The 12,266-nt window shown below is 68.8% G+C and carries 9 protein-coding genes and 2 tRNA genes; 7 read left to right on the top strand and 4 right to left on the bottom strand.

Annotation, left to right across the window (positions count from 1 at the left end; translation table 11 throughout):
• The first annotated feature begins 81 nt into the window (after positions 1-81).
• Positions 82-2,697, top strand: a complete 2,616-nt coding sequence (valS, locus tag GA0111570_RS10355; RefSeq protein ID WP_092610389.1) for a valine--tRNA ligase — start codon at positions 82-84, stop codon at positions 2,695-2,697.
• Positions 2,698-2,765: 68 nt separating this feature from the next.
• Here the strand turns inward: valS and clpX are convergent, their stop codons facing one another.
• The 4 genes from clpX to tig form a co-directional block, all read right to left on the bottom strand.
• A complete protein-coding gene (clpX, locus tag GA0111570_RS10360) occupies positions 2,766-4,061 on the bottom strand; it encodes an ATP-dependent Clp protease ATP-binding subunit ClpX (protein ID WP_092610392.1) in 1,296 nt (431 codons plus the stop codon).
• Between the two features lie 22 nt (positions 4,062-4,083).
• Positions 4,084-4,770, bottom strand: a complete 687-nt coding sequence (locus GA0111570_RS10365) for an ATP-dependent Clp protease proteolytic subunit (RefSeq protein ID WP_092610394.1) — start codon at positions 4,768-4,770, stop codon at positions 4,084-4,086.
• 11 nt (positions 4,771-4,781) lie between these two features.
• Complete coding sequence (locus tag GA0111570_RS10370) at positions 4,782-5,357, bottom strand: ClpP family protease (protein WP_092610950.1); 576 nt, start codon at positions 5,355-5,357, stop codon at positions 4,782-4,784.
• Between the two features lie 192 nt (positions 5,358-5,549).
• Positions 5,550-7,076: a trigger factor gene (gene tig / locus GA0111570_RS10375; protein WP_092610397.1), complete on the bottom strand. Its 1,527-nt coding sequence runs from the start codon at positions 7,074-7,076 to the stop codon at positions 5,550-5,552.
• 242 nt (positions 7,077-7,318) lie between these two features.
• On the opposite strand from tig, the gene GA0111570_RS10380 reads away from it, so the two are divergent.
• The 6 genes from GA0111570_RS10380 (at position 7,319) to glpK (ending at position 12,266) form a co-directional block, all read left to right on the top strand.
• Positions 7,319-7,391: transfer RNA gene (locus tag GA0111570_RS10380), tRNA-Pro, on the top strand.
• 216 nt (positions 7,392-7,607) lie between these two features.
• Complete coding sequence (locus tag GA0111570_RS10385; protein ID WP_092610400.1) at positions 7,608-8,162, top strand: DoxX family protein; 555 nt, start codon at positions 7,608-7,610, stop codon at positions 8,160-8,162.
• Between the two features lie 144 nt (positions 8,163-8,306).
• Positions 8,307-8,380, top strand: a tRNA-Gly gene (locus GA0111570_RS10390).
• A gap of 42 nt (positions 8,381-8,422) precedes the next feature.
• Positions 8,423-9,811 carry an MBL fold metallo-hydrolase RNA specificity domain-containing protein gene (locus GA0111570_RS10395; RefSeq protein ID WP_092610403.1) on the top strand — a complete coding sequence of 463 codons (1,389 nt, stop codon included), beginning with the start codon at positions 8,423-8,425 and terminating at the stop codon, positions 9,809-9,811.
• Between the two features lie 50 nt (positions 9,812-9,861).
• Positions 9,862-10,635, top strand: a complete 774-nt coding sequence (locus GA0111570_RS10400) for a VOC family protein (RefSeq protein WP_092610406.1) — start codon at positions 9,862-9,864, stop codon at positions 10,633-10,635.
• Positions 10,636-10,721: 86 nt separating this feature from the next.
• Positions 10,722-12,266 carry a glycerol kinase GlpK gene (glpK, locus tag GA0111570_RS10405; protein ID WP_092610409.1) on the top strand — a complete coding sequence of 515 codons (1,545 nt, stop codon included), beginning with the start codon at positions 10,722-10,724 and terminating at the stop codon, positions 12,264-12,266.

A 12,266-nucleotide genomic window follows, 5' to 3' on the forward strand; every position in this document is an offset into this window, starting at 1 on the left:
CCCGCCCGGATCCCGCCACCGCGAAGTCTCGCCCCCACGCCGATGTGCGTGGGGGCGAGCCGCTTCCGTAAGATGCAGCCCATGAGTGATCCCGTCCAGACGCCCACGTCCACCCCGACCCCGCAGGCCGCGGGCGGCGCGGTAGGCGCGGTGAACGTGCCGGACAAGCCGGCGCTGGAGGGCCTGGAGGACAAGTGGGGCACCCGCTGGTCCGACGAGCGTACGTACGCCTTCGACCGTGACGCCCCCCGCGAGTCCGTCTTCTCCATCGACACTCCCCCGCCCACGGTGTCCGGGTCGCTGCACGTGGGCCACGTGTTCTCCTACACCCACACCGACGTCATCGCGCGCTACCAGCGGATGCGCGGCAAGCACGTCTTCTACCCGCTCGGCTGGGACGACAACGGCCTGCCGACCGAGCGCCGGGTGCAGAACTACTACGGGGTCCGCTGCGACCCCTCGATCCCGTTCGACGCGGACTTCACCCCGCCGGCCAAGCCGGACCCGAAGCGCCAGGTCCCGATCAGCCGCCGCAACTTCGTGGCGCTGTGCAATGAGCTGACCGCCGTCGACGAGCAGGTCTTCGAGGACCTCTGGAAGCACGTCGGACTGTCGGTCGACTGGGACCTGCTGTACACCACGATCTCCGATGATGCGCAGGCCGTGGCCCAGCGCGCCTTCCTGCACAACCACGCCCGCGGCGAGGCGTACATGTCGGAGGCCCCGACGATGTGGGACATCACCTTCCAGACCGCGGTGGCCCAGGCCGAGCTGGAGGCCCGGGACTACCCCGGCTTCTACCACGCCCTCAACTTCCACAAGCCCGACGGCGGCGACGTGGTGATCGAGACCACGCGCCCTGAGCTGCTCGCCGCCTGCTGCGCGCTGATCGCCCACCCCGACGACGAGCGCTACCAGTCGCTGTTCGGCACCACGGTGACCACGCCGGTGTTCGGGGTCGAGGTCCCGGTGCTGGCCCACCGCGACGCCGAACCGGACAAGGGCTCGGGCATCGCGATGTGCTGTACCTTCGGCGACCTCACCGACGTGACCTGGTGGCGCGAGCTGCAGCTGCCGACCCGTACCATCATCGGCCGCGACGGTCGCATCCTGCGGGAGACGCCGGACTGGGTGGTCAACACCGAGGCATACGAGCGGATCGCCGGCAAGACCACGTTCTCCGCCCGCGAGGAGACCGTCGCGATGCTGCGGGCCGGGGACGAGCTGGTCCGCGACCCCGAGCCGACCCAGCGCAAGACGAACTTCTACGAGAAGGGCGACAAGCCGCTCGAGATCGTCTCCACCCGCCAGTGGTACATCGCCAACGGCGGCCATGACGCCGCCCTGAAGGAAGCCCTGCTCGAGCGCGGCCGGGAGCTGGAGTGGGTGCCCCAGCACATGCGGCACCGCTACGACGACTGGGTGGGCGGCCTGAACGGTGACTGGCTGATCTCGCGGCAGCGCTACTTCGGCGTGCCGTTCCCGGTCTGGTACCCGCTCGATGCCGAGGGCGAGCCCGACTACGACCACCCGCTGGTCGCCGACGAGCAGCACCTACCGGTCGACCCCTCGGTCGATGTCCCGGCCGGGTACCAGGAGTCCCAGCGCAACCAGCCGAACGGCTTCGCCGCCGATCCGGACGTGATGGACACCTGGGCCACCTCGTCGCTGACCCCGCAGATCGCCTGCGGCTGGTCGCGGGACGAGGACCTGTTCGAGCGCACCTTCCCGATGGACCTGGCCCCGCAGGCGCACGACATCATCCGGACCTGGCTGTTCTCCCGGATCGTCCGCTCGCACCTGGAGTTCGACCAGCTGCCCTGGAAGCGGGCGACCATCTCCGGCTTCGTCGTCGACCCGGACCGCAAGAAGATGTCGAAGTCCAAGGGCAACGTCGTCGTCCCCTCGGAGATCCTGGAGAAGTTCGGCGCCGACGCCGTGCGCTGGCGCGCCGCGATGGCCCGGCCCGGGATGGACTCCCCCTTCGACGAGAAGCAGATGAAGGTCGGTCGCCGCCTGGCGATGAAGATCCTCAACGCCTCGAAGTTCGTCCTCGGCTACGGCAGCGCGACCGACGCCACCAAGGTCACCGACCCGGCCGACCTGGCGATGCTCACCGCCCTGGCCGACGTCGTCCGCCGCAGCTCCGAGGCGTTCGAGGCGTACGACTACTCGATCGCCCTGGAGACCGCCGAGCGGTTCTTCTGGCAGTTCTGTGACGACTACCTGGAGCTGGTGAAGGAGCGGGCGTACGGCGCCCGGGGCGAGGCCGCTGCCGCCTCGGCCCAGAACGCCCTGGCACTGGCCCTGCACACGCAGCTGCGCCTGTTCGCCCCGTTCATGCCGTTCGTCACCGAGGAGGTCTGGAGCTGGTGGCAGCCGGGCTCGGTGCACCTGGCCCCGTGGCCGGTGGCGGAGGAGCTGACCGAGGGCCTGGTCGGCCCGGGTGATCCCGAGCTGCTGGTCGACATCGCCGCGGCGCTGGAGGGCATCCGCGGTGCCAAGTCGTCGGCGAAGGTCTCCATGAAGACCGAGGTGTCGCGGGCCGAGTTCACCGGCGAGGAGGCCGTCCTCGGGCGTCTGGCCGGGGTCGAGGCCGACCTGCGGGCGGTCGGGCGGATCCCCGGTGAGGTCGTGTGGACCACCGCTTCCGGTCCGTTGTCGGTGGCCGTCGAGCTGGTGGCACCGGAGGCCTGAGCGAGCGCCGAAAGCCCCGGCCCCCTCAAGGGGGGCCGGGGCTTCGTTCGTTCCTCGTCCTGCCTGGCTCAGGCGCTCTTCTCGTGCCGCTGGCCGCGCTTGCTCGCCTGGGCCCGGGTGAGGAGCTCGGGCTTGGCGCCGCAGGTGATGACCTCGGCATTGACGACCACGTGGGTGACGTTCTCGTCCGAGGGCACCTCGTACATGATGTCGAGCAGCGACTCCTCCAGGATGGCGCGCAGGCCTCGCGCGCCGGTCCCGCGTTCGAGCGCGCTATCAGCCACCGCCGCGATCGCGTCGTCGGTGAACTCCAGCTCGACACCGTCCAGCTCGAACAACCGCTGGTACTGGCGCACCAGGGCGTTGCGCGGCTCGATCAGGATCCGTACGAGCGCATCACGGTCGAGCGGGGACACCGTGGCGATCATCGGCAGGCGGCCGATGAACTCCGGGATGAGCCCGTACTTGTGCAGGTCCTCCGGACGCACGTCCGCGTACGGTTCCCGGCTCTTCTCCATCCGCGAGGCGAGGTCGTTGTTGAACCCGAGCGGCCGCTTGCCGACCCGCTCGTTGACCATGTCCTCCAGGCCCGCGAACGCACCGCCCACGATGAACAGCACGTTGGTGGTGTCGATCTGGATGAAGTCCTGGTGCGGGTGCTTGCGGCCACCCTGGGGCGGTACCGAGGCCACCGTCCCCTCCAGGATCTTCAGCAGGGCCTGCTGGACGCCCTCACCCGACACGTCGCGGGTGATCGAGGGGTTCTCCGACTTGCGGGCGACCTTGTCGATCTCGTCGATGTAGATGATGCCGGTCTCGGCCTTGTGGACGTCGAAGTCCGCGGCCTGGATCAGCTTCAGCAGGATGTTCTCGACGTCCTCGCCGACGTAGCCGGCCTCGGTCAGGGCGGTGGCGTCGGCCATCGCGAACGGGACGTTGAGCATCCGCGCCAGCGTCTGGGCCAGGTAGGTCTTGCCGCACCCGGTCGGGCCGATCAGCAGGATGTTCGACTTGCCCAGTTCCACCCCGTCCTCCTCGGCTGCTCGCCGAGGAGTCGGGGCGCTCTGGGCCTGCACCCGCTTGTAGTGGTTGTACACCGCCACCGCGAGGGTCTTCTTGGCCGAGTCCTGGCCGATCACGTACTCGTCGAGGAAGTCCCGGATCTGCTGGGGCTTCGGGAGCTCATCGAGGGCACCGGCCTCCGCGGTGTCGGAGAACTCCTCCTCGATGATCTCGTTGCACAGCTCGATGCACTCGTCGCAGATGTAGACGCTGGGTCCTGCGATGAGCTTCTTGACCTGCTTCTGGCTCTTCCCGCAGAACGAGCATTTCAGCAGGTCACCGGTCTCCCCGATACGCGACATGGTGGTCCTGTCCCCCGGAGGCCTAGACGTCCTTGAGCGAGGTCAGGACGTCGTCGATGAGCCCGTACTCCTTGGCCTCGGGGGCCGTGAGGTACTTGTCGCGGTCGACGTCGCGGCTGACCTGCTCGACCGACTGGCCGGTGGCGTCCGAGAGCATCTTCTCCATCAGGGCCCGGATGCGCAGGATCTCGTTGGCCTGGATCTCGATGTCCGAGGACTGGCCGTAGGAGGTCTGCCCCATCGAGGGCTGGTGGATCAGGATGGTCGAGTTCGGCAGCGCGAGACGCTTGCCCTTGGTCCCGGCTGCCAGCAGGACGGCGGCGGCCGAGGCCGCCATGCCCAGGCAGATCGTCTGCACGTCGGGCTTGATGTACTGCATCGTGTCGTAGATGGCGCTCATCGCGGAGAACGAGCCGCCCGGGGAGTTGATGTAGATGCTGATCGGGCGCTCGGGGTCCATCGACTGGAGCACCAGCAGCTGCGACATCACGGCGTTGGCGATGTCATCGGTCACCGGCGTGCCGAGGAAGATGATGCGGTCCTCGAAGAGCTTGGTGTACGGGTCCACGCGGCGGACGCCGTAGGACGTACGCTCCTCCCACTGGGGGATGAAGTAGTCCATCTGCGGGCCGGCCGGGGTGATCCCGGACGGGGCCAGGGCCTCCTGGCGCTGTTCCATGTTGAACCGAGCGAGATGCTGCATATCCATGGTCGTCCTCCTCACTGGTTCGGGGCGTCGTTGGCGTCGTTGGTGATCTGCGAGGCCTTCTCGTACACGTGGTCGATGAAGCCGTACTCGAGGGCCGCCTGGGCGGTGAACCAGCGGTCCCGGTCGGAGTCGGACTCGATCCGCTCCAACGGCTGGCCGGTGTGCTCGGCGATGAGCTTGGCCATCTCCTTCTTCGTGGCCAGCAGCTGCTCGGCGTTGATCTTCACCTCGGTGGCGGTGCCTCCGACGGCCCCCAGCGGCTGGTGCATCAGGATGCGGCTGTGCGGCAGGGCGTAGCGCTTGCCCCGGGTGCCCGCGCTGAGCAGGAACTGGCCCATCGAGGCGGCCATGCCCATCGCGACGGTGGCGACGTCGTTCGAGATCCACTGCATGGTGTCGTAGATCGCCATGCCGGCGGTCACCGATCCACCAGGGGAGTTGATGTAGAGGTAGATGTCCTTCTCCGGGTCCTCCGCGTTCAGCAGGAGCATCTGGGCGCAGATCGCATTCGCGTTCTCGTCCCGGACCTCGGATCCGAGGAAGATGATCCGGTTCGCAAGAAGGGACTGGTAGACGTTGTCCGCCATGCCGAGCGGGCTCGACCCGTTCGCGGCCTGCAAGGGGCTTCCCTGATTAACGTTCACGAAACGAACCTACCGGCCCGCCACGACAAATCGGAGACATTGGCGGCGGTGTTCGCTGTCGGCAGACGGGGAAGCGACAGCGGCCGCCCCCGAGGGGACGGCCGCTGCGACGTACGCGTCAGGTAGCCGGATTGCTCACTCGGCGTCGGCCTCGACGGACTTGGCCTCGTCGGCGGCCTGGTCGTCGACCCGGACCTCCGTGTCGTCCGCGTCCTTCTCGGCGGCCTTCTTGGCCGGGGCCTTCTTGGCGGCAGCCTTCTTGGCCGGGGCCTCGTCGGCCGACTCCTCCGCGACGTCGGTGTCACCCTCGGCCTCGGCCGGCTCGGCGTAGGTGCCGTCGGCCTGCAGGTTCTTCAGGTCGATGACGTTGCCCTCGGTGTCCTTGACCGTGGCGGACTGGACGATGAGGGCCAGCGCCTTGGCGCGACGGATCTCGGTCATCCACTCGTTGGTGTGGTCGTGCTCGAGCATGTGCTGCATCTCCTGCTCGGGGGAGGTGCGGTTGGCGCGGGCACGGGCGAACAGGTGCTCGGTCAGGTCGGTCTGCTCGATCTGGAGATCCTGGTCCTCGGCGATCCTGTCCAGCACCAGCTGGGCCTTGACGGCCTCCGCGGAACGCTGGGCAAGGTTCGCGCGGAACTCCTCCTCGGACTCCTCGGTCTCGTCGGAGTCCGCCAGGTACTGCTTCAGGGTCATCCCGGCCTGGGCCAGCTCCTGGTCGACCTGGTTGTTGCGGGCGCTGATCTCGGAGGCCAGCAGGTTCTCCGGCAGCTCCATGTCGATCTGGCCGATGACGGCCTCGAGGACCTTGTCGCGGGCGGTGTTGGCCTGGTCGACGCGGTGCATCCGGGCCAGGTTCTCGCGCAGGTCGTCGTACATCTCGTCAGCGGTGTCGAACTCGGACACCATCTGGGCGAAGTCGTCGTCGACCTCGGGGAGCTCCTGCTCCTGGACCTTGGTCACGGTCACCTCGATGTCGGCCTCCTGGCCGGCCGCGGGGCCGCCGACGAGGGTGGAGGTGAAGGACTTCGTCTCGCCGGCCTTCATGCCGGTGAGCGCCTCGTCCATGCCCTCGACCATGCCGCCGGCGCCGACGCGGTAGGTCACGCCCTCGGCCTCGCCGCCCTCGACGAGCTCGTCGTCCTTGGTGGCCTTCAGGTCGAAGGTGACCAGGTCACCCTCCTTGGCGGCCCGGTCGACCTCGGTGTTGGTCGCGAAGCGCTCGCGCAGGATCTTGACCTGCTCCTCGAGCTCGTCCTCGGTGGACTCGACCGCGTCGACCTCGACCTCGATGCCGTCGAAGGCCGGGATCATGAAGTCGGGACGGACGTCCACCTCAGCGGTGAACTCGACACTCTCGCCGACCTCCAGCTTGGTGACCTCGATCTCCGGCTGGGTCAGCGGGACGAGCCCGTGCTCATCGACAGCGCTGGAGTAGAGGCCCGGGAGCGCCTCGTTCAGCGCCTGCTCCAGCGCCACGCCGGGGCCGAAGCGCTGGTCGATGATCGCCGCCGGGATGTGCCCGGGACGGAAGCCGGGGATCTGCACCTGCTGGGCGATCTCCTTGTAGGCCTTGTCCAGGTGAGGCTTCAGTTCGGCGAAAGGCACCTCGACGGTGATCTTGGCTCGCGAAGGGCTCAGCTGCTCAACAGTGCTCGGCAAGACGGATACTCCTGAATCGATGGACACAGGGCGACGGCCCGGATGGTCGCCCCCTCAAGTCATGTGCGTCCACACCTGAGTCTCCCCAGCGCAGACAGGATGTCATCCTAGCGTGGCCGCGCGCCCTGCAGGAAATGTGGACTTGGACGGTCGACTCCCCCGCCGCTACACTCCAAGGGTTCGGTGGGTCGGCCAGTCCGGCCCGACCGCATGCAGCATCGTCGGCCTCCGGGTCGTACGACCGGGGCGTAGCGTAGTGGCTAGCGCGCCTGCTTTGGGAGCAGGAGACCGCAGGTTCGAGTCCTGTCGCCCCGACCCCCGCAACCGGCCCTGACCAGTGGAGACATTGGCCAGGGCCGGTTCGCGTCCGCGGGGTGGATGGTTGACGGGCGCACCGCATCGACCGCCACCACACCCCCACCGGGTATCGGTTTCATAACACTCGAACCTGAGGGCGCCCTGAATCAACTACGTGGCGTAGTTGCTGGCTAGTCTGGAGCCACAGGACACATCCTCTGAGGAGAATTCCCGATGTCGACCACAACGACAACCGCGTCCACCTCCACCACCTACACCCCCCAGGAACAGGTCGTGACGTCGCCGGCGGCGCGTCTCACCCTGGCCATCCTCCGACTCGTCGTCGGCTTCATCTTCCTGTGGGCCTTCATCGACAAGGTCTTCGGGCTGGGCTTCACCACGAAGCCCGAGCGGGCCTGGATCAACGGCGGCACCCCCGCCCAGGGCTTCATGAAGAACGCTGAAGGGCCCTTCGCGGCGCTCTTCCAGGGCATGGCCGGCCCGTGGGCCGACTGGCTGTTCATGATCGGCCTGCTCGCCATCGGCGTGGCCGTGATGCTGGGCGCCGGACTGAAGATCGCCGCGATCACCGGCGCGCTGCTGATGTTCCTGATGTACCTCGCCGAGTTCCCGATCGGCCGGCCCGGCGCCGGCTTCACCAACCCGATCGTTGACAGCCACTGGATCGAAGGCCTCTCCCTGGTCGTCTTCGCCCTGACCCGAGCCGGCGACACCCTCGGCGTCGGAAAGATCTGGGGCCGGATGGTCGGCGACGGCTGGCTGCGCTGATCCCGGTGGTGGATGCCTGACCGTCACCGCGACAGGCATCCACCACCAACACAAGGGCGTCCCCGTTCGGGGGCGCCCTTGTCGTTTGGTCGCCGGAGACGACGACCGCTATACTCTTGCCCTGCGTCGGCTTGCCGGCACAACGCGGATGTAGCTCAATGGTAGAGCCCCAGTCTTCCAAACTGGCTACGCGGGTTCGATTCCCGTCATCCGCTCCAAAAGCGCTCGCGCAGCGCGCCCCGAGGGTCCAGTGTTGATCCATGGCCCCCACCACCCTCACCTTCCTCGGCGCAGCCGGAACCGTCACCGGCTCCCGGTTCCTCCTGACCCTCGGTGATCGGCGCCTGCTCGTCGACGCCGGGATGTTCCAGGGCGAGAAGCGCTGGCGCTCTCTGAACTGGGCCGACTTCCCGGTCGACCCTGCCGAGATCGACGCGGTCGTCCTCACCCATGCCCACATGGACCACTGCGGCTACCTCCCGGCGCTGGTCCGCAACGGCTACCGGGGCCCGATCTGGGCCACCGAGGGTACCGCCGCCCTGGCCGGGATCGTGCTCCGCGACGCGGGCTTCCTGCAGGAGCGGGACGCCCAGCTCGCCGAGCAGTACGGCTACTCCAAGCACCATCCCGCCCTGCCGCTCTACACCGTCAAGGACGTGGAGCGGACGCTGCCGCTGTTCCGGCCCGTCGACTACGACACCGACGTCGAAATCAGACAGGGCGTGGTGTGCCGGTGGACCCGGGCCGGGCACATCCTCGGGTCGGCGAGCGTACGGGTGTCCACCCCCTCGACGGCGATCGTCTTCTCCGGTGACATCGGTCGCCACGACCACCCCGTGCTGCGCAGTCGCGACACCCCGCCCGGGGCCCCGTACGTCGTGATCGAGTCGACGTACGGCGATCGGGAGCATCCCGAACCGCCGCTGGCACACGAGGACTTCGCAGAGGCCATCCGGGACACCGTCGCGCGCGGCGGGCAGGTGCTGATCCCCGCCTTCGCCGTCGACCGTACGGAGGTGGTGCTCAAGACCATCGGGGAGCTCCAGGGGGACGGTCGGATCCCCTCCCTGCCGATCTACGTGAACAGCCCGATGGCACTGGACGCCCTCCGGCTCTACCGCTCGGCCGGCTGTCGCGACGAGCTGCGCCAGGACCTGGACGTGGACGACTTCCTCGGCCTGGCCGACCTGCACGAGACCCCGGACGCCCAGGACTCCCGTGAGCTCGACGAGCTCCAGGGTCCGGCCATCATCATCTCCGCCTCCGGGATGGCGACCGGCGGCCGGGTGCTGCACCACCTCGCACATTTGCTCCCCGACCCGCGCAACACCGTGATCCTGACCGGCTACCAGGCGGCCGGCACCCGCGGCCGGGTCCTGGAGGAGGGGGCCCGGGAGCTGAAGCTGCACGGCCGCTACGTGCCCGTCCGGGCCCGAGTGGTCCGGGACGCGGAGTTCTCCGTGCACGCCGACAGCACAGACCTGGTCGACTGGCTGCGCGACCTCGACCCGGCCCCGGAGACGGTGTTCATCGTCCACGGCGAGCCCGCCGCCTCGGCAGCCCTGCACGACCGGATCAGCGCCGAACTGGGACTGACCTGCGCGGTGGCCCGCCAGGGCGAGGTGGTGGTGGTGGAACCCTTCGCCTGATCTGCAGCTACCCCCTGTTGCCGGGCTGCAGGGCCTGTGAGGATGAGCGCATGAGCGAGAACGCCACCCCGCAGGGTCGTCCGATCTGGATCGACCTCACCACCACCGATGCCGACAAGGCCCGCGCCTTCTACTCCGCCCTCTTCGGCTGGACGTACGAGGACCAGGGCCCCGACTTCGGCAACTACAACATGATCAAGAGCGGCGATGCGTACATCGGGGGACTGATGGGCCGGGTCCCGGAGATGCCGGCCGGCCCGGATGCCTGGACCGTCTACCTGCAGACCCCCGACGCGCAGGCCACCTGCGACAAGGCGGTCGCGAACGGAGGCGCCGTGATCGTCCCGCCGATGCCGGTGGGCACCAGCGGCACGATGGGACTGGTCGCCGACCCGGGCCACGGTGCGACCGGGTTCTGGCAGCCGAGCGACTTCGTCGGGATCGAGGCGTTCATGGTGGCCGGTGCGCCGTGCTGGTTCGAGCTGTTCACCCCCGCGTACGACGCGAGCCTCGACTTCTACCGCGAGGTCTTCGGCTGGACCGTGGAGCCGATGGCCGACACCGACGAGTTCCGGTACTCGACCAACGGCCCCGAGTCCACCGCCACGGCCGGCATCGGACAGGCGACCTGGCTCGGCGAGGGCCAGCCCGCGTACTGGCGTACGTACCTCGGCGCCACCGACGTGGACGAGACGGCCAAGAAGATCCTTGGGCTCGGTGGGTCGGTCGTCAGCCCGGTCCAGGACAGCCCCTACGGCCGGTTCGGGGAGTTCATGGACGACCAGGGGGCGCGCTTCGTCGTCGTCACCGCCCCCGATGCCTGAGCTTGGCAACCCCCCGTTTCGCCTGATCGTCGGCTCCTTCCGGGACTAGCCTTGTCCCCACCGTTCCCTGCCGGGAGGAGCCGACGATGCGCCCGAGGACGGACATCCGACAGGACCAGTACGTGCTCGCGATCGACCAGGGCACCACGAGCAGCCGGGCGATCATCTTCGACCGGACCGGCCGGCCGGTGTCGACCGGACAACGCGAGCACCACCAGTACTTCCCCCGGCCGGGATGGGTGGAGCACGACGCGGTCGAGATCTGGGGCAATGTACGGGAGGTCGTGGCCCAGGCCCTGGCCGCGGCGGGGCTGAACCAGGACTCGATCGCCGCGATCGGCATCACCAACCAGCGCGAGACCACGCTGGTGTGGGACCGCCGGACCGGTGAGCCGATCCACCGCGCGATCGTCTGGCAGGACACCAGGACCCAGGACATCTGTCGTCGTCTCGCCCGGATCGGCGGGACGGACCGCTACCAGCGCCGCACCGGGCTGCCCCTGTCGACGTACTTCGCCGGCCCCAAGGCCACCTGGCTGCTGGAGAACGTCCCGGACGCCAAGCGCGCGGCCGAGGCGGGGCACCTGCTGGTCGGCACCATGGACAGCTGGCTGCTGTGGAACATGACCGGAGGGACCGAGGGTGGCGTGCACGCCACCGACGTCACCAACGCCTCGCGCACGATGCTGATGGACCTGCGGACCCTGGAGTGGGACCCCTCCATCTGCGAGCAGATGGGGATCCCACTGTCGATGCTCCCGGAGATCCGCTCGTCCTCCGAGGTGTACGGGCACGGCCGGCGACGAGGGCTGCTGGCCGGGGTCCCGATCGCCGGGATGCTGGGCGACCAGCACGCGGCGACGTTCGGGCAGGCCTGCTTCGACCCGGGCGACGTCAAGAACACCTACGGCACCGGCTGTTTCCTGCTGCTGAACACCGGCACCGCCCCGGTCTTCAGCGACCACGGCCTGGTCACCACCGTCGCCTACCAGATCGACGGCCACGAACCCCGGTACGCACTGGAGGGGTCGGTGGCGATGGCCGGCTCACTGGTCCAGTGGCTGCGCGACGAGCTGCAGATGTTCGCCAGCACGGCCGAGCTCCAGCAGCTCGCCTCGGAGGTGGACGACAACGGCGGGGCGTACATCGTGCCGGCCTTCTCGGGCCTGTTCGCACCCTACTGGCGGCCCGACGCCAGGGGCGCGATCGTCGGGCTGACCCGCTACGTCCAGCGCGGCCATCTCGCCCGCGCCGCGCTGGAGGCGACCGCCTACCAGACTCGGGACGTCATCGACGCGATGCGGGCGGAGGCCTCGCTCGACCTGAAGGAGCTGCGCGTCGACGGCGGCATGGTCGCCAACGACACGTTGATGCAGTTCCAGGCCGATATCCTCGACCTCCCGGTGGTCCGCCCCCAGGTCACCGAGACCACCGCCCTGGGCGCCGCGTACGCAGCAGGGATCGCCGTCGGGTACTGGCACGGGGAGCAGGACGTCCGGAAGAACTGGCAGGAGGCCGCGCGCTGGCAGCCCGCGATGCCGGAGCAGGAGCGCGAACGGCTCTTCCGGGTCTGGCACAAGGCGGTCACGCGCACCCTGGACTGGGTCGACCCGGACACCGCCGGGTCCTGA

Origin of the sequence: Raineyella antarctica, assembly GCF_900092135.1 — a bacterium.
Classification (GTDB): Bacteria; Actinomycetota; Actinomycetes; order Propionibacteriales; family Propionibacteriaceae; genus Raineyella; species Raineyella antarctica.